We start from the raw sequence: 20,686 nt of genomic DNA, 5'->3' as shown, positions 1-20,686 counted from the left end.
CTCATCCTTTCTCACGGAGCGAGCGCAGTGCATGAAGCAGCCGATCAGACGCGCGCCGTCGCGTCGCCGACCCGCCGCCTGAATCGCGCGGCCGCGGCGCTGATCGCGCGCATCGACATCTTCACGCCGCGCGGCGCGTATGTCGCGCGCTCGGTCATCGCCGCCGCGCTCGCGCTCGGCGTCGCGTACCTGCTTGAACTGGAAACGCCGTACTCGGCGGCGTCGACGGTGCTGCTCGTGGTCAATCCGGTGCAGGGCGCCGTGATCGGCAAGGGCGTCTGGCGCGTGGTCGGCACGATCGCCGGGATGGTCGTCGCGTTCGTGCTGATGGCCTGCTTCGCGCAGAAGCCGCTGCTGTTCATCCTCGGTTTCGCCTTCTGGCTCGGCGTGTGCGTCGCGGGCATGACGCTGCTGCGGCACTTCCGCGCGTCGGGCACCGTGGTGGCCGGCTACACGATCGGCCTCGCGACCTACGGCGCGATGCTGCATCCCGAACTGACCTTCGAACACGTGATCGGACGCGGCTCGACGGTCGCGATCGGCGTGCTGTGCCTGAGCCTCGTGTCGATGCTGCTCGGCACGCGCGACGTGCACGCGAAACTCGAGACGCTGGTGGCGCGCGTCGCGGCCGACGTCGCGCGCGTCATCGCCGCGCAGCGCAACGGCCTCGCGGCGGCGCCCGCCGACGACAAGCGGCACGCGCTGTTCACCGGCATCTACGGCATCGACGATCTGCTCGCGCTCGGCAAGGCCGAATCGGAGGATCTCGCGCAGCGCGCGGCCGCCGTGCGGCACGGGATGGCATCGCTGTTCGGCGCGCTCGCGGGCGGCATGCCGCCGCTGCCGGCCGACAGCCCCGGCGCGCGTGCGGTCGCGGCGCTGCAGCCGCAGCTCGCGGCCGCGTGGCAGGCCGCGGCCGACGCGCTGGGCGAAGGCCCCGGCGGCGCCGGCCGCGCGCACGCGCTGCTGGGCGACGCGCGCGACCGGCTGCGCGCCGCGCTCGACGGCATCGCACTCGGCGATCCGCGCGACGAAGCGGCCCTGCTGATCGCCGGCGAGCGGCTGATCGAACAGATCGACGACTACCGCGCCGCGCTCGACGGCCTCGTCGAACTGCAGCGCCCGAGGCCGGGCTATCGACCCGCGCGGGTGCGCTTTCATCGCGACACGGGCGCGGCCGTGCGCAACGGCGTGCGCTCGGCCTGCGCGATCCTGATCTCGGGCGCGTTCTGGCTCGTCACCGGCTGGAACCAGGGCGACATGATGCTGCTCGTCGTCGCACCCTACTGCGCGCTGCTCGCGACCGCCGGCAACCCGGCCGCCGGCGCGCAGGCGTTCATCAAGGGCACCATCCTGGCCGTGCCGGCCGCGTTCGTGTGCGCGTTCGGCATCCTGCCGCGCATCGAGGGCTTTCCGCTGCTCGTCGTCGCGCTCGCGCTGTTCTGGATGCCTGGGATCTACGCGACGAGCGTGCCGCGCACCGCGCTCGCGGGGCTCGCCTATCTCGTCGCGTTCAACACGCTCACCGGCGCCACCAATCCGTTCCGCCCCGACTTCGCGCTGTTCCTCAACCAGTCGGTCGCGTGGGTGCTCGCCACGTTCCTCACGCTGCTCACGTTCCGGCTGATCCTGCCGCGCAACCTGGCCACCGACGCGACGCGCCTGCGCCGCACGATCCGCGACGACACGCTCGCGCTCATGGCCGGCAAGCGGGTCGCGGCGGCGGGCTGGCAGCAGCGCCAGCAGCACCGCATTGCCCAGCTCGGCGCGCTGCTCGCCGGCCAGCCGGCCGCGATGACGCAGGCGAGCATCGAGGCGCTCGCGGCGCTGCACGTCGGCAAGGAGCTGCTGCGGATCCGCCGCGGCGCCGCGCGCGACGGCCTGCCCGCCACCGCGCAGCAGCGCGTGCGCGCGGGGCTCGCCGGCCTCGCGCGGCACGCGGCCGCCCCCGCGCGCGCGGCCCGCCATGCGCGGCGCGCGGCGCACGCCCTCGCCGGCCTCGCCGCCGCGCAGCCGGGCAACACCGACCTGAAGGGGCTGATGGCCGCCTTTGCCGACGTCCATGTGCTGCTGCACACGTACGCCGCCTATTTCACCGCCGTTCCGGAGCGCGCCCGCGATGCTCAGTGAATTCCCGCTGGCCGGCATCTACCTGCCGCCGTTCTTCGTCTATGCGTGCGCCACCGTGCCGCTCTACCTGGCCGTGCGCGCGCTGCTCGCCCGGCTCGGCGTGCTGCGCCGCGTGTGGCACCCGGCGCTGTTCGAGTTCGCGATTTCGCTCGTGCTTGTCGCCACGCTCATCCTCTATGTGTAATTTCACGTCGAAACGTATCGCGTCATGTCGCTCAAACCCCTCACCCGCTCCCTGCTGACGCTCGCCACGGTGGCCGTCGCGATCGTGCTGGTCGCCGCGCTCTGGCATGCCTATGTCCTCGCACCGTGGACGCGCGACGCGCGCGTCAGTGCGCACGTCGTGCGGATCGCGCCCGAAGTGTCCGGCACCGTCGTCGAAGTCGCCGTGGTCGACAACCAGCGGGTCGCGAAAGGCGACGTGCTGTACCGGATCGATCCGCAGCGCTTCTCGCTGGCGGTGGAACAGGCGGAGGCGCAGGTCGCCTCGACCGCCGAGACGGTGCGCCAGAAGCAGGACGAAGCGCGGCGGCGCACCGGCCTCGACGATCTCGTGCCGCGCGAGGACATCCAGCGTTCGAGCCGCGCGGTGGCGATCGCGCAGGCCGAGCATCGCAAGGCGCTGGCCGCGCTCGACGTCGCGAAGCTCGACCTCGAGCGCACGACGCTGCGTTCGCCGGTCGACGGCTACGTGACGCAGCTGCGCCTGCGTCACGGCGACTACGCGGTCGAGGGCAAGCCCGGCATCTCGGTGCTCGACGCGCACAGCTTCTGGATCACCGGCTATTTCGAGGAGACCAAGCTGCGCCGCATCGCGACGGGCGCCCCCGCGACGATCCGGCTGATGGGCTTCGATCCGCTGCTGAGCGGGCACGTGACGAGCATCGGCCGCGGCATCGCGGACGAGAACGGCACGCTCGACGAGCTCGGCCTGCCGGCCGTCAACCCGACCTTCAGCTGGGTGCGGCTCGCGCAGCGCATCCCGGTGCGCATCGAGATCGACCGGGTGCCGGCCGGCGTGCTGCTGGCGGCGGGCATGACGTGCAGCGTCGAGGTCGGCGAACACGGGCGCGAGCGCACGCCGCGCGGCCGGCTCGCGGCCTGGCTGCACGGATGGATGTGAGGGAGGCGACGATGCGACGCCCGTTTCCCCCGTTGCGCGCGCCGCGCCGCGCCACCGCCCTCGTCGTCGCCTGCGCGTGCGCGCTCGCCGCGTGCACGACCGTCGGCCCCGATTACGTGAAACCGCAGCCCGCGCATCCGCCCGCCTGGGCCGCGCCGCGCAACACGGTGCCGGCCGATCCCGCGCAGTTGCAGGACTGGTGGCGATCGTTCGGCGACGCGCAGCTCGACGCGCTGGTCGCCCAGGCGATCGCGCACAACCAGGATCTCGCGATCGCGCAGGCAAGGCTGCTGCAGGCGCGGGCCGAACGCGACCAGATCGCGAGCCGCCTCGGCCCGACCGCCACCGCGGGCGGGAACGCCGAGGCGCTGCGCTCGTCGCGCTCGCTCGAGTGGCCGCCCGGGATCGGGCAGTCGCGCACCTACCGGCTCGGCTTCGACGCGTCGTGGGAACTCGACCTGTTCGGCGGCACACGGCGCGCGATCGAATCGGCGGACGCGCAGCTCGATGCGCTCGACGACGATCGCCACGCGATCCTCGTGAGCCTGCTGGCCGAGCTCGCGTCGGATTACGCGGAGCTGCGCGCGACCCAGGAGCGGTTGCGGATCGCGACCGACAACGTCGCGAGCCTCGACGCCACGCGGCAGCTCACCGAGCGCTCGAACCGGCGCGGCCTCGGCACGTCGTTCGCGGTCGCGCAGGCGAGTGCCGAACTGCAGCTCGCGCAGGCGACGCTGCCGCCGCTGCAGCGCGACGTCGCGCAACTCTCGCATGCGATCGGCGTGCTGGTCGGCGGCTTCCCGGAGACGCTGCGCGACACGCTGGGCGCGCCCGGCGCGACACTGCCGGTCGCGCCCGCGCTGCCCGTCACGCTGCCGTCGGACGTGATCCGCGAGCGGCCCGACATCCGCGCCGCCGAACGGCGGTTCGCCGCCGCGACCGCGCAAATCGGCGTCGCGCGCGCCGAACAGTTTCCGCATTTCGCGATTCCGCTCAGTCTCGGCACGACAGCCAGCCTCGTGCAGGACCTGTTCTCGGGCGCGAGCGTCGCGTGGTCGATCGCGCTCGAGGGCACCCAGACGCTGTACGACGGCGGCCGCGCAAAAGCCGGCGTCGACGCCGCGCGCGCGGCGGCCGAAGCCGCACGGCTCGCATACGAGCAGCGCATCCGCATCGCGTTTCGCGAGGTGGAGGACGCGCTGGTCGCGATCGGCGCCGCGCGCGACCGGCAGGCCATGCTCGCCGCGGCGGTCGACAGCAGCCAGGATGCGCAATCGCGCGCGACGCGGCTGTACCGCAACGGCCTCGGCGAATACCTGTCGGTGCTCACCGCGCAGCGCGCGACGTACCGCGCCCGCGATGCGCTCGCGCTCAGCCGGCTCGCGCAGGTGCAAGGCGCGATCGCGCTCTACAAGTCGCTCGGCGTCGGCTGGCGCGCCGCGCCGCCGGTCGCGCAGGCCGACGCACCGCCGGCGGCCCCGCATTGAACCCCGCCCCGACGCCGCGACGCTTCGGCGTCGCTCATCCACTGGAGATACCTCGATGCCCGCTCTCGATCCGAACGCCTTCGCGTTACACGACATCCAGCGCTTTCCCGTCTGCGTGTTCCGCGCCGAACACGCGACGCCGGGCTACGCGCTCCGCTGGGAACGCGAGATCGACACGCTGATGCGCCACGGCGAACCGTTTGTCGTCGTCTACGTCGAACTCGCTACCGACGAATCGCAGGACGACCGCAAGCACCGCGCGATCTGGCTCAAGCAGAACAAGGCCGAGCTGGGCGCCGTATGCAAGGCGCTCATCAGCGTCGAACCCGATCCTGAACGGCGCGCGGAAGTGGCCGAGCACGGCGAGGTCGCCGTCAAGGCATTCGGGATTCCGCATCATGCGGTGGCGTCGTTCGAGCAGGCCGTGTCGCTTGCCGAGCGGCTCACGCGGCCGCACCCGGGCAGCGACGCAGCGCAGGCCGGCCGGCAGGCATGACCCGGCCCGCGCTGCATCCGCCACCGACACGAGGGCCGGCATGCGCTACCCATCCCTGACGATCGCGAGCTCGCACACGCTCGCGTCCTGTCCGTCGCGCCGCCCCGATCCGGGCGAGATCCTGTTGTGGCGGTTGCGCGGCGAATGGCAGCTCCTCTCCAGCGAGCAAGGCCATCTGTGCCTGTCGAAGTCGGAACTGCGGCGCGCCAGGACGCATCCCAATCGCGCGCACGGCCGCCGGTTCGCGATCAGCCGATCGGCCCTGCGCATGATCCTCGGCACGCTGGCCGGCCGCGCGGCCGACGCACTGACGTTGATCGAGCGCGACGCCAGCCATCTCGCGATCGCGGACTGCGATCTGCTGGACGGGCTCGACGTCGTGGTCGGCCACGCCGGCATCTGGATCGTCATCGCGATCGCCGCCGGCCCGCTCGGGCTGGGCATCGCGCAGACCGGCACCCTCGCCGATCCGGCGTTCCGCGACCGGCTTCGGCTGGACAGCCTCTCGAACGCATGCGGAGCCGGGCACGGCGCCACGCCCGCGTCGCTGGCGCCGGCCGCGGGGCCGTTCCGTGCGGTCGAGACGCCGCATGCGGGCAACTGGCATCTGCTGGACATCCCGCTTTCCGGCGCGGCCTGCGCGGCTACCATTGCCGCGCGCCAGATCGACCGGATCCACGCGGTCGGCTGGCGCGGCGAGCGGGATCACTGGCTGGCCGACCGGGACCGGCACCTGCAGGCCACGGCGGCGCGCGGCGCGTCAGCCTGCGTCACGACCGGATAGGCGTCACGGCCCGCACGTAGCACGCAGCACGCGACACATTGCCCGCCGCGGCGCTTCCCGCCCCCGGAATCGCCGAAGGGAGCCGTTCATGGGAGCACGCAAAGGTTGCCGGCCATGGGAGCGCCCAGACCGGCATCCACCCCGCTCGCGCATCGCTCCCGTCTTTCTCCCTCCATCGAATCTCCATCTTTCCATACAAAAACCTCCATCGGGCGCACGCACACTGCGTTCCGACAATGCGGGCCGTTGGGAGCCTGCGTCCGATGGAGTCCACATGAAGAATCAGAAACGAGCCTGCACCAGCGCCGTGTGTGCGCTGGTGGCGGCGATGCTGGCGGGCTGCGGGCCCACCGAACAGCAGGCCGCCGCGCCGGCCATCCCGGTTGCGGCGATGACCGTGGCCGCCACGCCGCTCGACGTGAGCGAAGACCTGCCTGGCCGCGTCGCGGCCGTGCGGATCGCCGAAATCCGGCCGCAGGTCAGCGGCATCGTGCAGCGCCGCCTGTTCGAACAAGGCACCGAAGTCCGCGCCGGCCAGCCGCTGTTCCAGATCAATCCGGCGCCGTTCAAGGCCGACATGGATACGGCAGCGGCGGCTCTGCAACGCGCGGAAGCCGCGCTCGCACGGGCCAAGGTGCAGACCACGCGACTGAAGCCGCTGGTCGAAGCCGACGCGATCAGCCGGCAGGTCTACGACGATTCGGTATCGCAACGCGACCAGGCCGCCGCCGACGTCGCGCAGGCCCGCGCGACGCTCGCACGGCGCCAGCTCGACCTGAAGTTCGCGACCGTCGAAGCGCCGATCGCGGGCCGCATCGACCAGGCCCTCGTGACCGAGGGTGCGCTGGTCGCCAGCAGCGACAGCCAGCCGATGGCTCGCATCCAGCAGATCGACCAGGTCTACGTGGACGTGCGCCAGCCGGCCGCGTCGCTCGAATCGCTGCGCGGCGCGCTCGCGGCAAAGCCGGACACCGCGGGCAACGGCCTGCCGGTCGACGTGCTGCGCGACGACGATACGCGCTACGACGTGAAGGGCCGCATGCTGTTCTCGGGCGTCAACGTCGATCCGGGCACCGGCGACGTGCTGCTGCGCGTGCTGGTCGACAACCCGAAGCGCGAGCTGCTGCCGGGCATGTACGTGCGCGCCCGCGTTCCGCGCGCGCACTACGCGAACGCGCTGATGGTGCCGCAACAGGCCGTCGTGCGCGCCGGCGGCAAGCCGCAGGTGTGGGTGCTCGACGCGAAGGGCGCGGCGCACCTGAAGGCCGTCGAAGTCGGCGAGCTGACGAACCGCAGCTACCGCATCAAGTCGGGCCTGCAGACCGGCCAGAAGGTCGTCGTCGAAGGCATGGAACGCCTGGTCGACGGCGCGCCGGCCGCCGCGACCGACTGGAAGTCGCCTGACGCGGCCGCCACCGCGTCCGCGCACTGAGCCACGAGGAGCATCCAGTCATGGCTGAATTCTTTATCCGCCGCCCGGTGTTTGCCTGGGTGATCGCGCTCTTCATCATCCTGACCGGGTTGATCGCGATCCCCCAACTGCCGGTCGCGCGCTACCCGTCGGTCGCGCCGCCGTCCGTCACGATCACCGCGAACTACCCGGGCGCCACGCCGCAGACGATGAACGACGGCGTGCTGAGCCTCATCGAGCGCGAGCTGTCCGGCGTCAAGAACCTGCTGTACTTCGAATCGTCGGCCGATACGTCCGGCTCGGCGCAGATCACCGTGACGTTCAAGCCCGGCACCGATCCGGCGCTGGCGCAGGTCGACGTGCAGAACAAGATCAAGTCGGTCGAGCCGCGCCTGCCCGCGGCCGTGCGCCAGAACGGGCTGATCGTCGAATCCGCGTCGTCCGGCTTCCTGATGATCGTCAGCCTGCGCTCCGACAACGGCCGCTTCGACGAAGGCGCGCTCGCCGACTACATGGCGCGCAGCGTGTCCGAGGAGCTGCGGCGCGTCGACGGCGTCGGGCGCGTGCTGCAGTTCGGCTCCGAACGCGCGATGCGCATCTGGGTCGATCCGCAGAAGCTGATCAATTTCGGGCTGTCGATGAGCGACCTGACGACCGCGATCGGCCAGCAGAACGTGCAGATCGCGCCGGGCAGCCTCGGTGCGCTGCCCGCGCTGAAGGGCCAGCGCGTGACCGTGCCGCTCACCGCGCAGGGCCAGCTCACGACGCCGGAAGAGTTCGCGAAGGTCGTGCTGCGTGCGAACGCGGACGGCTCGAAGGTCGTGCTCGGCGACGTCGCGCGCGTCGAACTCGGCTCGCAGAACTACACGTTCGTGAGCCGCGAGAACAACAAGCCGGCCACCCTCGTCGGCGTGCAGCTCGCACCGGGCGCCAACGCGGTGAAGACCGCGGACGCGATCCGCACTCGCATGGCCGAACTGAGCAAGTCGATGCCGTCGGGCATGACCTACTCGATCCCGCTCGACACGTCGCCGTTCGTGAAGATCTCGATCGAGAAGGTGCTGCACACGCTGCTCGAAGCGATGGTGCTGGTGTTCCTGGTGATGTACCTGTTCCTGCAGAACGTGCGCTATACGCTGATCCCGGCCATCGTCGCGCCGGTCGCGATGCTCGGCACGTTCACGGTGATGCTGCTGACGGGTTTCTCGATCAACGTGCTGACCATGTTCGGCATGGTGCTCGCGATCGGCATCATCGTCGACGATGCGATCGTGGTCGTCGAGAACGTCGAGCGCCTGATGGCCGAGGAAGGACTGTCGCCGAAGGACGCGACGTCGAAGGCGATGAAGGAAATCACCGGTGCGATCGTCGGCGTCACGCTGGTGCTGACCGCGGTGTTCCTGCCTATGGCGATGGCAAGCGGCTCGGTCGGCGTGATCTACAAGCAGTTCACGATGTCGATGGCCGTGTCGATCCTGTTCTCGGCGCTGCTCGCGCTGACGCTCACGCCGGCCCTGTGCGCGACGATGCTCAAGCCGCTCGAACCGGGCCACCACGAGAAGCGCGGCTTCTTCGGCTGGTTCAACCGCCGCTTCGATCGCCTGACGAAATGGTACGAAACGCGCGTCGGCCGCCTGGTCGGCCGCACGGGTCGCGTGATGCTCGTGTTCGTCGCGATTTCGGGCGCGCTGGTATTCGGCTTCCGCAGCCTGCCGTCGTCGTTCCTGCCGGACGAGGACCAGGGCTACTTCATCACCAGCTTTCTGCTGCCCGGAGACGCTACCGCCGAGCGTACGCATGACGTGGTCAAAACGCTGGAGAAGCATCTTGCTTCGCGTCCGGCAATCCGGTCGAGCATTTCCGTGATCGGCTACGGCTTCTCGGGCCAGGGCCCGAACGCGGCGATCAACTGGTCCGTGATGAAGGACTGGAAGGACCGCGGCGACTCGTCGACGCTCGAGGAAGGCATGCTGGCCCAGCAGGCGATGGCCGGTGTGACCGAAGGCACGGTGATGAGCCTGCTGCCGCCGGCGATCGACGAACTCGGCAACAGCTCGGGCTTCTCGATGCGCCTGGAAGACCGCGCCAACCAGGGCACGGCGGCGCTCAAGGCGGCTGAAGCGAAGCTGCTCGAACTCGCCGCGCAAAGCAAGGTCGTGACCGGCGTGTACCCGGACAGCCTGCCGGCCGGCACGAGCATCCGGCTCGAGATCGACCGCGCGAAGGCGCAGGCGCTCGGCGTCTCGTTCACGACGATCAGCGACACGTTGTCGACCGCGATGGGTTCGACCTACGTGAACGACTTCCCGAACGCGGGCCGCATGCAGCAGGTGATCATCCAGGCCGATGCGCCGGCGCGCATGCAGATCGACAAGGTGATGAAGCTGTACATGCGCAACGCGGCCGGCGGCATGGTGCCGCTGTCCGAGGTGGTTCGCCCGGTGTGGACCGAGACGCCGCTGCAGATGGTGCGCTTCAAGGGTTATCCGTCCGCGCGGATCTCGGGCACGGCCGCCCCCGGCCAGTCGAGCGGCGCCGCGATGGCCGAGATGGAGCGTCTGGCCGCGCAACTGCCCCCGGGCTTCGCGGTCGAGTGGACCGGCCAGTCGCTGCAGGAACGCCAGTCGGCATCGCAGGCGCCGATGCTGATGGCGCTGTCGATGATCGTGGTGTTCCTGGTGCTCGCCGCGCTGTACGAAAGCTGGTCGATCCCGCTGTCGGTGATGCTGGTGGTGCCGCTCGGCCTGATCGGCGCGATCGGTGCGGTCCTGCTGCGCGGCCTGCCCAACGACGTGTTCTTCAAGGTCGGGATGATCACCGTGATCGGCCTGTCCGCCAAGAACGCGATCCTGATCGTCGAGTTCGCGAAGCAGTTGCGCGAGGAAGGCAAGGGGCTCATCGAAGCAGCAGTGCAGGCTTCGAAACTGCGCCTGCGCCCGATCCTGATGACCTCGCTCGCGTTCGGCCTCGGCGTCGTGCCGCTGATGATCGCGACCGGCGCCAGCGCCGAGACGCAGCACGCGATCGGCACCGGCGTGTTCGGCGGCATGGTGACCGCCACCGTCCTGGCCATCTTCTTCGTGCCGGTTTTCTTCGTGTTCGTGATGAGCATCCAGGAACGCATCGCGGCCTGGCAGGCATCCCGCAAGAAGCCCGCCACCGTGACTCACGAACAACAAGGTTGACGCCATGCGATTGCTCATTCTTACCGCGGCCGTTTCCGCCGCGCTCGCGCTGTCGGCATGCTCGATGGCGCCGAAGCTGGTCAAGCCCGAGATGCCGGTGCCGACCGCCTATACGACCGCTGCCGCGGCCGACCAGCATGCGAACGCGGCCGATCTCGGCTGGCGCACGATGTTCGGCGACCGTCGCCTGCAGCGCCTGATCGAGCTCGCGCTCGAGAACAACCGCGACCTGCGCCTGGCCGCGCTGAACGTGCAGGCCGCCGAAGCGCAGTACGGCATCCAGCGTTCCGCGCGCCTGCCGTCGATCGGCGCCGGCGCGAGCTTCACGCGCCAGCGCACGCCGGCCGATTCACAGTCGAACCCGCCGGTGTTCGAGACGACGCAGAACCAGTACGGCGTGAACGTCGGCGTGAGCGCGTTCGAGATCGACCTGTTCGGCCGCGTGAAGTCGCTGTCCGACGCGGCGTTCGCGCGTTACCTCGCGACCGATCACGGCCGCCGCGCGGTGCAGATCGCGCTCGTCGGCTCCGTGGCCAACGCGTATTTCGCCGAGCGGCTCGCGCAGGAACAGCGCGCGCTGTCCGAGCGCACGCTGAACGACTGGCGCCAGTCGCTCGATCTCGCGCGCCGGCTCAAGCTCGCGGACCAGGCGAGCGGCGTCGACATCGCGCAGGCCGAAGGCCAGGTCGCGAGCGCCAGCGCCGATCTCGAAGCGCGTTCGCGCGCCGTCGAGCAGGCGGGCAACGCGCTGCGGCTCTTGGTCGGCACCGACCTGCCGAAGGACCTGCCCGAACCGCTGTCGCTGGAACGCCAGCCGGTGATGACGCAACTGCCGGCCGGCCTGCCGTCGGAGTTGCTGTACCGCCGGCCGGACATCCAGCAGGCCGAGCAGAACCTCGTCGCCGCCAACGCGGACATCGGCGCGGCGCGCGCGGCGTTCTTCCCGCGCCTGTCGCTGACCTCGTCGATCGGCTTCCTGAGCCCGGGGCTGGGCAGCCTGTTCGCCGGCGGCCAGAACGTGTGGAGCTTCGCGCCGCAGGTCACGCTGCCGATCTTCCAGGGCGGCCGGCTGCGCTCCGAGCTGGACCTCGCGGAAGTGCGCAAGTCCAGCGCGGTCGTCGAGTACGAACGCGCGATCCAGACCGCGTTCCGCGAAGTGGCCGACGGCCTCGCCGGGCGCGAGACGTTCAGCCGCCAGATCGATGCGCAAAACCGCGTGGTCAGGAGCGCCGAGCGCCGCACCGATCTCGTGAACCTGCGCTATCGCGCCGGCATCGAGGATCGGCTGGAACTGCTCGACTCGCAGCGGCAACTGTACGCCGCGCGCCAGTCGCTGCTGGATCTGCGCAGCGCCGAACTGGGCAACGCGGTCGCGCTCTACAAGGCGCTCGGCGGCGGCCTGGTCGACACCGACGTCCCGCCCGCCAGCAGCGTGGCGGCACCCTGAGCCCCGGCGTCGCCGCCGCTGCGCGCGCGACGACCGAAAGCACGGCCGGGGCCGGCGGCGCAGGTGTCGCGCCGCCGGCCCGCCGACAGGCCACGTTCACTTCCGGTGAAACCCATGAACCCTTTGATACTGATCGCCGAAGACGATCCCGAAATCGCCGAGATCCTCGACGCCTATCTCGCGCACGACGGTTTCCGCACCTATCGCGTCGACCACGGCCAGGCCGTGCTCGACGTGCAGCCGGTGCTGAAACCCGACCTGATCCTGCTCGACGTCAGGATGCCGAAGAAAGACGGCTGGGAAGTGCTGGTCGAACTGCGACGCCGCGGCGACACGCCGATCGTCATCATCACGGCGCTCGACCGCGAAATCGATCGCCTGCAGGGGCTGCGCTTCGGCGCGGACGACTACATCACGAAGCCGTTCAATCCGGCCGAGGTGGTCGCACGCATCCGGGCGATCCTGCGCCGCTTCGAAACGGCCACGTCGGGGCGCTTCATCAAGGTCGGCAACCTTGAAATCGATACGCAAAGCTATCTGACCACGGTCCGCACGGACACCGGGGAAACCATCGTCTCGCTGACGCTGACCGAATTCCGGCTGCTCGCGCACCTGGCCGGCTCGCCGACCCGCGTGTTCACGCGCGGCGAACTGATCGATGCGTGCCTCGCCGACGTCGATGCGCTGGAACGCACCGTCGACAGCCATATCAGCCGGCTGCGCAAGAAACTCGAAGGCGCCGGCGCGTCCGGAACGCCGGAAGTGATGCGCGGCATCGGCTACCGGCTGCGCAGCAGCCGATGAATGCGCGTCGCGACGCGCGGCCGCGCGCGGCGCGGGTATTCGGCCTGCTGACGGCCGCCGTCGCGCTGACGATCGCGGCTGGCGGGTTCGTCGTCTACGGGCTGGTCGCGATCGTCTCGTCCGCCGTCAACGACCACACGCTCGCCGCCGTGATCCGCGAGACGCCGGACTACCTGGTGCTCGCGGCGCTGCTGCTCGCGGGACTGGTTCGGGCGCTCGTCGATCTCGCCGGACTGGTGCGCGGCACCCGGACCTCGCGGTAACGGTTCTCGGCCGGTCTGGTCTCGCCGGGCCGTCGATCGCTTGCCGGATGCGTTCATGCGTCCGGCATGAATCGTCTTTCGCGACGTTTCGCGACGGATTGACTCACGTCACTTTCCTCCGGATTCCGGGCTTGCACCCGCTCCGTGCAGCGCATATACATTGGATTGCGCCCGGACGTTTCACCCGATTCGCACCGTCGCATCGATTCGGCATCCGCATCATGCCGCCGCATCGTTTCATGAAGCCAGCCTCACGATTCCCGTATCACGTTGTTCGACGCATTATCCCGCGCGGCGTTTTGATTTCCGAAACGATCCGCAGCGGATATCGACGGCGACGCCATACCGCGATCCCCGCGAAACCGATCCGCACGCAAGCATCGGCTTCGCGGCTGCCTGCGCATCATCACGATTCACGGATTCCGTGTACGACCTCGCCGGTCGACCTGATGTTCCTTTTTAAAACAATCGCGATCAATGCAATAAAAACTGAAAAGGATCGGACCATGTTCCATCGAAACCAGCTCGGATGTGCATGCTGCAGCCCGCATTTGCTGGCAGGCGCTCTCGGCCAGAGCGAGACCGAATGGCAGGACCTGCTCAAGGAATTGAGCCAGCTCGAAGCGCCCGGCGCGCCCGAGGCCGTCATCTTTCACGGCGGGCTGATCTACCCGGACCCGGAGGATTGCAACACGCGCGTCGAAGCGCTCGGTATCGCCGACCACAAGGTCGTCGCCACGGGTACGCTCGACGAGGTGCGCCGGCGCATTCCCCACGCGCGCGAGCAGGCGCTCGATTCGGGCCATACCTTGCTGCCCGGCCTGATCGAACCGCACGCGCATCTGCTGCCCAGCGCCGTGTTCCTCACCGAGCCGTGGCACGCACTGTCGCCGTTCGTCGAACAGAAACTGGATCCTGCCTACAGTGCCGAGGCCATCGGGGAGAAGCTCAGGAAATTGGCCGACCAAGCGCTGCCCAATGGAAAAAATGGCGAAAAGTGGGTGTGCGGCAGCGGCGTCGACCCGTCGCTGATGGTCAAGTGGGTGGATATCGACCGCGAATGGCTGGACCAGATCAGCACGGATGTATGCCTGTTCCTGATCAATGCCTCCGGGCATCTCGGCTATGCCAACGGCGCCGCGTTGAAGGCCGCCGGCCTCGAGGCCAGTTTCCCCAAGGGCGTGCTGACCGAATCGCAGGTCACGCTGATGACGAACACCGTCCCGCGCCCGACGCCGATCGCGTTGCTGTCCGCCTTGCGGAAGGTGATGTCGAATGCGAACGAGCGCGGCATCACCACCCTGTTCGATGCCGGCGTGGGAATGGGGCTGGGGTTCTATGAAGTGGTCCTGTTGCAGGCGCTGGCGAGCACGCCGTGGATGACGGTGCGCATGGGTGGCGCGTTGTTCGGCAACAACGACCTCGCGCCGCTGTGGCTCAACCAGTTCAAGCCGCAACTGAACAGCCCGCCCGAATCGCTGTTCACCATCCGCGCGATGAAGCTGATCGCCGATGGTTCCAACCAGGGCCTGACCGGCCTGCAAAGCGCGCCGTACAAGTGCTGCGCCGAGCACAGCGTGCCCGGCGTCGGGCCCAACGGCCTGTTCAATTTCACGCCGATCGATTCGCTCGCGCAGATCATGCAGCAGGTGGATGCCGCGGGCTGGCCGATCCTGGTCCATGCGAACGGCGACGAGGGGATCGCCAACGTACTGGCCGCCTACCAGCTGGTGCTGAGCAAGGTTCCCGAGCCCGCTTCGTCCGCGCCCGCGCCGGATGCGCAACCGGAACCGTTGCGCCATCGGCTCGAGCATGCATCGCTGCTCGACGACGACGATCTGCGCACCATGAAGCGGCTGGGCATCTCGCCCAGTTTCCTGATCGGCCACGTGGGCTACTGGGGGCGCGCGTTCCGGAACACCATTCTCGGCGCAGACCGCGCGCAGAAGCTCGACCGATGCAAGTCGGCGCTGCGCGAGGGCCTGCGCGTGAGCCTGCACAGCGATCACTTCGTCTCGCCGCTGGGGCCGTTGCGTTATATGGACCAGGCCATGTGGCGGGCGATGGAAGCCGACCCGGAACTCGCGACGCTCAACGCGGCCGAGTGCCTGAGCGCGCCCGAGGCGCTGCGCGCGGTGACCATCGACGCGGCGTGGCAATGCCACCTCGACGATCAGGTCGGTTCCCTGAAGGAGGGAAAGCAGGCCGACCTCGTGATCCTGGAGCGCGATCCGCTGCAGGTCGTACCCGGCAATCCTTATCAGTTGCGCGATATCAGCGTGCGGCAGACATGGGTCAGCGGGCGCAAGGTTCACGACGTCACCTGGAAAAAGGAACACCAGTAAGCGGTCGCGCGATGTGCGCGACCCGACGCGAAGCGGCACGGGTATCACTTCCACCAGGACCAGGAGAAACACGATGACCTTCAGGATTCTCAGTTGCGACGGCGGCGGCATTCGCGGGTTGATCACCGCGCTGCTCATCCAGGACCTCGACAAGCGAAGCGGGATCGTCGCGAAAGCGGACGGCTTCGCCGGCACGTCCACGGGCGGCCTGATCGCCCTGGGGCTCGCGCGGGGCGCGCCCATTGCGGAGATCGTCGACATCTACCGCACGCAGGGCGCGACGATCTTCAAGAAAAACGGCGTGTGGCTGGAACAGCAGCAAGCGTTCGAGCAGGGCGCCGTGCAGGCCGGGCCCGGCCTGCGCGCGTGCGAGTATGTCAACACCGGGGTTCAGCAGATCGCGAACAAGTTGCTCGGCACTGCCACGCTGACCGACCTGTCCCGCTTCGTCGCGATCAACTCGGCGCGCCTGTGGGATCCGTCCACGAAAAGCTGGACGCCCTGCACGTTCTCCAACGGCGCCAGGAACCCGTACCGGAACATCCGCCTGTCCGATGCCGCGCTTGCGACGTCGGCCGCGCCGACCTATTTCCCGCCCTACGAAATCGCCGGCCTCGGCTACTTCGCCGACGGCGGCGTGTTCGCGAACAACCCGTCGGTGGCCGCCATTGCCGAAGCACTGGGCAACGGGCTCGCGGGCAGCCTGAACGACGTGCGCCTGCTGTCGCTCGGCACCGGAACGAGCCCGCAGGGCATTCCGCCCGATGCGGTCGGCAATCCGTTGAACTGGGGCGTCTCGACGTGGCTGTGGCCGTTCGCGAGCGGGAACGTGCCGGCCGCGGCGTTGCTCGGGCTGACGATGGACACCACGGCGGCGATCGCCGCGAACCAGGTCGAACAGATACTGGGCGGCGGCTATCAGCGCGGCAATTTCCTGCTCGGACAACCGATCGGCCTGGACGAGTGGGAGAAGGTGCCGGAGATGGAGCAGGAAACCCGCGCGTACATCAATTCCGCCGCGTGGCAGCGCGTGCGCGAATGGGTGGAGACTCACTGGCGCTGATCGCGCGCCGACCGCCGGCCGTCGCTTGCCACCGGCGACGGCCGGCCTCGCCGCTGCCCGGGCGGCCCGACGCACGCGTCGCCGCATGTGTCGCCGCATCCCGGGGCGTCGTCAGCGGCGTGCGGCCGGACACGGCGGCCACGTACGCGTGCACGGGTAGCCGGCCATGGGAGCCGGCCGCGCCGAAACCGCGCGCTACGCGCGCCGCCGGTAAGTCCCCGGCGTGCTCCCCGTCCAGTGCCGGAACGCGCGATGGAACGCGCTCGGATCGTCGAAGCCGATGTCCGCGCCGATCGCCGCGATCGTGTCGGGCGTATCGGTGAGCCGCTGGATCGCGATGTCGCGCCGCAACTCGTCCTTCAGCACCTGGAACGTCGTGCCTTCTGCGGCCAGGTGGCGGCTCAGCGTGCGCACCGAGCAATGCAGGTGCTCGGCCGCCTGGTCGATCACGGGCAGGTCGGGCAACGCGGCCGACAGGTATTGCCGCACGCGGTGGCACACGAGCTGTTCGCTGAACGATTCGAAGATCCAGTCGCCGGGTGCGCGCGCGAGGAACTTGCGCAGGTTGCGCTTGCTCTGCCGGATCGGCGCTTCGAGATAATCCGCGCTGAAACGCATCAGCGTGCGTTCGCAATCGAACTGCACGGCGCCGGTGAAGAAGTACAGGTGGTCGACCGCGTGGCGCGGCCGCGGGCACGCGAACTCGATCTGCAGCAGCGGGATCTTCTGCCCGATCAGCCAGGAGCACACGCCGTGCACGAGCTTGAGCATCAGTTCCTGGCCGAGCGCGCCGATCGGGCCGATGGCGTCGTTCGGGCGCAGCAGCACCTGCGCGACGAGACCGTCGCGCCTCGATTCGACGAAGAAATCGTCGAGCAGGATATGGAAGAACTGCCCGAAACGGTGCAGCGCCGTCTCGAGGTTGCGCGCGTCGAGCAGGCTCAGGCACAGGTACTTCAGCGTGCCGCCGCGCAGCGGGCGCGAGAAGATGCCGGGCATCTCGTCGTCCAGATCGATCGCGAGCGTGCGGTACAGCGTCGAGAACTGCTCCTCCGTCACGCGCGCATGCGGCTCGCCGAGCAGCTCGATCGGAATGCCGGCCCCGCGCAGGTAGCGTTCGACCACGTCGCGCTGCACGCCCGCGCTCGCGAGAAAGCCGTTGACGAGCGAGATCGGCACCGTCGCGCTCGGCGACGGCAGCGCACGCCCGGGCCGGGCGGAAGGTGAATCTGAACCGGTCATCGCGTCCCCGTCGATCGAACCGCTCGCATTGTACTTGAGCGGCCCGCGCGGAGCCTTCGGGGCCGGCCGCGCCGCGTGGGCCGCGCGGCGCGGGGCGGCCATCAGTCGGTGCGGCTGAGTTCGCGGCGCAGGATCTTGCCGACGGTCGACTTCGGCAGCCGGTCGACGAAGCGGATCAGCTTCGGCACCTTGTAGCCCGCGAGGCTCTCGCGGCAGTGCGCGACGAGTTGCGCCTCCGTCACATACGCGTCCTGCGCCAGCACCACGAACAGCTTGACCGCCTCGCCCGTGCGCGCGTCCGGCACGCCGATGCACGCGCATTCGGCCACGCCCGGCACGGCGGTCGCGACGGCTTCCACCTCGTTCGGGTACACGTTGAAGCCCGACACGATGATCATGTCCTTCTTGCGGTCGACGATCCGCAGGAAACCGGCTTCGTCGAACACGCCCACGTCGCCGGTGCGGAAATAGCCGTCGGCCGTGAACGCGGCCGCGTTCGCGTCCGGCTTCTGCCAGTAGCCGTGCATCACCTGCGGCCCCTTCACGCAGATCTCGCCCGCGCCGCCGATCGCCACCTCGTTGTCCTGCTCGTCGAGCAGCTTCACGTCGGTCGACGGCACCGGCAAGCCCGTGGTGCCGGTGAAAGCGTCGATCGACTGCGGATTGAACGACACGACCGGCGACGTCTCCGACAGCCCGTAGCCTTCGCGGATGAAGCTGCCGGTCACCGCCTTCCAGCGCGCCGAGATCACGTCGATCACCGCCGCGCCGCCGCCGGCCGACAGCTTCAGCCGCGACCAGTCGACTTCCGGCAGGCGCGGATGGCCGGCGAGCCCCGCGTACAGCGTGTTCACGCCGACGAACACGGTCGGCCGCGCGGCCTTCAGCACGTCGATGAAGCCGTCCATGTCGCGCGGGTTGGCGACGAGCCAGTTCTGCGCGCCGATCGCGAAGTAGGACAGGAAGTTCACCGTCAGCGCGAAGATGTGATACAGCGGGATCGCCGTGACGACCACCTCCTCGCCCGGCCGCCGCGCGCCCGGCACGATCGCGGAGAACTGCTCGATGTTCGCGACGAGGTTGCGGTGCGACAGCGCCGCGCCCTTCGACAGGCCGGTCGTGCCGCCCGTGTACTGCAGCAGCAGCAGGTCCGCGCCGTCCAGCACGACCGGCTCGCACGCGAGCGACGCGCCGGCGGCGAGGGCTTCCGCGAGCGGGATCGAACCGGGCGGCAGCGCGTCGCACGCGCCGGCCGGCGCATCGACCACGCCGAGATCGCCGCGCCCCACGCTCAGCACGGTACGCACGCGGGTGCCGCCGACCACCTCGGCGAACGTGCCCATCGACCCGCCGCACACCACGGCGACTTCGACGCCCGCGTCGTTGAGCTGATGCTCGAGTTCGCGCGCGGTGTAGTGCGGGTTCACGTTGACCTGGATGGCGCCGAGCTTCGCGACGGCGACGAACGCGACCGGAAACGCAAGCACGTTGGGCAGCATCACGGCCACGCGATCGCCCTTGCGGACCCCCACGACCTGCTGCAGATAAGCGGCCAGCGCGGTCGACAGGCGATCGACGTCGGCATAGGTCAGCGTGCGGCCGTATGAATGAAACGCCGGACGATCGGCGAAGCGGTGCATCGCGTCTTCCAGCAGCGCGGTTACGGAAGGATGGCGATCGGGGTCGATCTCGGCGGGGATCGAGCCGTACGACCCGGTCCAGTGTCTCTGTGTCATGTCTCACTCCTCGGGGGACGGCACGCCAGCCGCGCGCCGTTCGCACGGCGGTCTGCACGCCCGGGGGCGCGGACCGTCGCCTGACCGGTGACTATCGCCCGCGCGGCGCGCGTTGCAAATGATCCCGGTGGCCGAAAAGATGATCGAAACGGACAGGCGCGTACACACTTGTCCAGACAACTTCGCCCGCCGGCGCGGCGCACGCATATTCCCCGGCGCGAATTGCTAAGCTGAAAGCAGCGTGGCGCGGCCCCGCGCCGTTCTTCATAATCGACGATCGTCATTGATTCGCCATCACGATGCAGCCGCTTGCCCTGGCCCCCGCCGACAGCTTCTCGTCCGTCCGCTTCCTGCTGACCGACATGGACGAGACCCTGACCCATCGCGGCCGTCTGGCCGCGCCAACCTACGCGGCGCTCGAACGCCTGCAGGCGCGCGGCATCCGCGTGATTCCCGTGACCGCCGCGCCGGCGGGCTGGTGCGACCAGATGGCGCGCATGTGGCCGGTCGACGGCGTGATCGCGGAGAACGGCGGGCTGTTTCTCCGGCGCAGCCCCGACGGGCACGGCGTCGAACGCCGCTACTGGCATGCGGACGATGCGCGCGCGGATGCGCACGACGCACTCCGGCGCATCGCGCGGCAGGTCGCGACGGCCGTGCCCGCCGCACGCCACGCGGACGACCAGGACTTCAGGCTGACGTCGCTCGCGTACGCCCGCACCGGCGGCGAGCAGGACGACCGGATCCGCGACGCGCTGCGCGAGGCCGGCGCGGACGCCACCATCAACAACCTGTGGATCATCGGCTGGGTCGGCGGGTACGACAAGCTGTCGATGTCGTTGCGCGTGCTGTCCGACGCGTTCGGCATCGACGCCGACGCCGCGACCGGATGCGTGGCCTATTCCGGCGATTCCACGAACGACGCGCCGATGTTCGGCTACTTCACGCACACGGCCGGCATGAGCACCGTGGTCGACTATCTGCGGCACCTGCCGGTCCCGCCGCGCTGGATCACGCAAGGCCCGGGCGGCAGCGGATTCGTCGAGTTCGCCGACGCGATCCTGCGCGCGCGCGACGACGCTCGCGGCTGACGCACGCGCGGATCGCGTATCGTCCTGCCCGCACGGGCAACGGCCGGAACCGGGCGATTCCGGCCGCCGGCCGCGCCGG

16 protein-coding genes are annotated in these 20,686 nt (G+C 69.6%); 14 read left to right on the top strand and 2 right to left on the bottom strand.

Annotated elements, in window-relative coordinates:
• The first annotated feature begins 27 nt into the window (after positions 1-27).
• The 13 genes from GQ56_RS0126785 (at position 28) to GQ56_RS0126725 (ending at position 16,538) form a co-directional block, all read left to right on the top strand.
• Complete coding sequence (locus GQ56_RS0126785; RefSeq protein WP_034198422.1) at positions 28-2,130, top strand: FUSC family protein; 2,103 nt, start codon at positions 28-30, stop codon at positions 2,128-2,130.
• Complete coding sequence (locus GQ56_RS0126780) at positions 2,120-2,314, top strand: DUF1656 domain-containing protein (RefSeq protein ID WP_031401575.1); 195 nt, start codon at positions 2,120-2,122, stop codon at positions 2,312-2,314. The genes GQ56_RS0126785 and GQ56_RS0126780 overlap by 11 nt, the downstream gene beginning before the upstream one ends.
• A 24-nt stretch (positions 2,315-2,338) precedes the next feature.
• The gene (locus GQ56_RS0126775) at positions 2,339-3,253 is read left to right on the top strand and encodes a biotin/lipoyl-binding protein (protein WP_031401574.1); all 915 of its coding nucleotides are present in this window, start codon (positions 2,339-2,341) and stop codon (positions 3,251-3,253) included.
• Between the two features lie 11 nt (positions 3,254-3,264).
• Positions 3,265-4,740: an efflux transporter outer membrane subunit gene (locus GQ56_RS0126770; RefSeq protein WP_031401573.1), complete on the top strand. Its 1,476-nt coding sequence runs from the start codon at positions 3,265-3,267 to the stop codon at positions 4,738-4,740.
• A 55-nt stretch (positions 4,741-4,795) separates the two neighbouring features.
• Entirely contained in the window at positions 4,796-5,236 is a 441-nt protein-coding gene (locus GQ56_RS0126765) for a hypothetical protein (protein ID WP_043301670.1), read from the top strand.
• Positions 5,237-5,276: 40 nt separating this feature from the next.
• Positions 5,277-6,020 (top strand): 4'-phosphopantetheinyl transferase family protein, encoded by a 744-nt coding sequence (locus tag GQ56_RS0126760; RefSeq protein WP_052001342.1) that lies wholly within the window; start codon positions 5,277-5,279, stop codon positions 6,018-6,020.
• Between the two features lie 274 nt (positions 6,021-6,294).
• A complete protein-coding gene (locus GQ56_RS0126755) occupies positions 6,295-7,452 on the top strand; it encodes an efflux RND transporter periplasmic adaptor subunit (RefSeq protein ID WP_031401570.1) in 1,158 nt (385 codons plus the stop codon).
• Between the two features lie 20 nt (positions 7,453-7,472).
• Positions 7,473-10,616 (top strand): multidrug efflux RND transporter permease subunit, encoded by a 3,144-nt coding sequence (locus GQ56_RS0126750; RefSeq protein WP_031401569.1) that lies wholly within the window; start codon positions 7,473-7,475, stop codon positions 10,614-10,616.
• A 4-nt stretch (positions 10,617-10,620) separates the two neighbouring features.
• Positions 10,621-12,063: an efflux transporter outer membrane subunit gene (locus GQ56_RS0126745; RefSeq protein WP_031401568.1), complete on the top strand. Its 1,443-nt coding sequence runs from the start codon at positions 10,621-10,623 to the stop codon at positions 12,061-12,063.
• Between the two features lie 114 nt (positions 12,064-12,177).
• Positions 12,178-12,867, top strand: coding sequence for a response regulator transcription factor (locus GQ56_RS0126740; RefSeq protein ID WP_031401567.1), 690 nt, complete (start codon positions 12,178-12,180; stop codon positions 12,865-12,867).
• Positions 12,864-13,130 carry a hypothetical protein gene (locus GQ56_RS0126735; protein WP_031401566.1) on the top strand — a complete coding sequence of 89 codons (267 nt, stop codon included), beginning with the start codon at positions 12,864-12,866 and terminating at the stop codon, positions 13,128-13,130. The genes GQ56_RS0126740 and GQ56_RS0126735 overlap by 4 nt, the downstream gene beginning before the upstream one ends.
• 221 nt (positions 13,131-13,351) lie before the next feature.
• A complete protein-coding gene (locus tag GQ56_RS0126730) occupies positions 13,352-15,475 on the top strand; it encodes an amidohydrolase (protein ID WP_235212766.1) in 2,124 nt (707 codons plus the stop codon).
• A 73-nt stretch (positions 15,476-15,548) separates the two neighbouring features.
• On the top strand, positions 15,549-16,538 hold the full coding sequence (locus GQ56_RS0126725; protein WP_031401564.1) for a patatin-like phospholipase family protein: 990 nt from the start codon (positions 15,549-15,551) through the stop codon (positions 16,536-16,538).
• Between the two features lie 195 nt (positions 16,539-16,733).
• Here GQ56_RS0126725 and GQ56_RS0126720 read toward each other — a convergent pair whose 3' ends face one another.
• A complete protein-coding gene (locus GQ56_RS0126720; RefSeq protein ID WP_031401563.1) occupies positions 16,734-17,882 on the bottom strand; it encodes an AraC family transcriptional regulator in 1,149 nt (382 codons plus the stop codon).
• On the bottom strand, positions 17,882-19,516 hold the full coding sequence (locus tag GQ56_RS0126715; RefSeq protein WP_031401562.1) for an AMP-binding protein: 1,635 nt from the start codon (positions 19,514-19,516) through the stop codon (positions 17,882-17,884). Before GQ56_RS0126715 ends, GQ56_RS0126720 begins: the two co-directional genes overlap by 1 nt.
• Before the next feature lie 299 nt (positions 19,517-19,815).
• Here GQ56_RS0126715 and GQ56_RS0126710 point away from each other — a divergent pair, with 299 nt between their 5' ends.
• Positions 19,816-20,607: an HAD-IIB family hydrolase gene (locus GQ56_RS0126710; protein WP_031401561.1), complete on the top strand. Its 792-nt coding sequence runs from the start codon at positions 19,816-19,818 to the stop codon at positions 20,605-20,607.
• The last annotated feature ends 79 nt before the right edge of the window (positions 20,608-20,686 follow it).

Origin of the sequence: Burkholderia paludis (assembly GCF_000732615.1) — a bacterium.
In the GTDB taxonomy this organism is placed as follows: domain Bacteria; phylum Pseudomonadota; class Gammaproteobacteria; order Burkholderiales; family Burkholderiaceae; genus Burkholderia; species Burkholderia paludis.
The sequence above is the reverse complement of the archived record's forward strand: the minus strand, read 5'-3'. Positions and strand labels throughout refer to the sequence as shown.

Bases quoted from the DNA above. Each gene is read 5' to 3' on its own strand.
- GQ56_RS0126765 (WP_043301670.1), top strand. From the start codon at position 4,796: ATGCCCGCTCTCGATCCGAACGCCTTCGCGTTACACGACATCCAGCGC.
- GQ56_RS0126750 (WP_031401569.1), top strand. From the start codon at position 7,473: ATGGCTGAATTCTTTATCCGCCGCCCGGTGTTTGCCTGGGTGATCGCG.
- GQ56_RS0126730 (WP_235212766.1), top strand. From the start codon at position 13,352: ATGCCGCCGCATCGTTTCATGAAGCCAGCCTCACGATTCCCGTATCAC.
- GQ56_RS0126740 (WP_031401567.1), top strand. From the start codon at position 12,178: ATGAACCCTTTGATACTGATCGCCGAAGACGATCCCGAAATCGCCGAG.
- GQ56_RS0126725 (WP_031401564.1), top strand. From the start codon at position 15,549: ATGACCTTCAGGATTCTCAGTTGCGACGGCGGCGGCATTCGCGGGTTG.
- GQ56_RS0126775 (WP_031401574.1), top strand. From the start codon at position 2,339: ATGTCGCTCAAACCCCTCACCCGCTCCCTGCTGACGCTCGCCACGGTG.
- GQ56_RS0126755 (WP_031401570.1), top strand. From the start codon at position 6,295: ATGAAGAATCAGAAACGAGCCTGCACCAGCGCCGTGTGTGCGCTGGTG.
- GQ56_RS0126720 (WP_031401563.1), bottom strand. From the start codon at position 17,882: ATGGCCGCCCCGCGCCGCGCGGCCCACGCGGCGCGGCCGGCCCCGAAG.
- GQ56_RS0126780 (WP_031401575.1), top strand. From the start codon at position 2,120: ATGCTCAGTGAATTCCCGCTGGCCGGCATCTACCTGCCGCCGTTCTTC.
- GQ56_RS0126770 (WP_031401573.1), top strand. From the start codon at position 3,265: ATGCGACGCCCGTTTCCCCCGTTGCGCGCGCCGCGCCGCGCCACCGCC.
- GQ56_RS0126735 (WP_031401566.1), top strand. From the start codon at position 12,864: ATGAATGCGCGTCGCGACGCGCGGCCGCGCGCGGCGCGGGTATTCGGC.
- GQ56_RS0126710 (WP_031401561.1), top strand. From the start codon at position 19,816: ATGCAGCCGCTTGCCCTGGCCCCCGCCGACAGCTTCTCGTCCGTCCGC.
- GQ56_RS0126745 (WP_031401568.1), top strand. From the start codon at position 10,621: ATGCGATTGCTCATTCTTACCGCGGCCGTTTCCGCCGCGCTCGCGCTG.
- GQ56_RS0126715 (WP_031401562.1), bottom strand. From the start codon at position 19,516: ATGACACAGAGACACTGGACCGGGTCGTACGGCTCGATCCCCGCCGAG.
- GQ56_RS0126760 (WP_052001342.1), top strand. From the start codon at position 5,277: ATGCGCTACCCATCCCTGACGATCGCGAGCTCGCACACGCTCGCGTCC.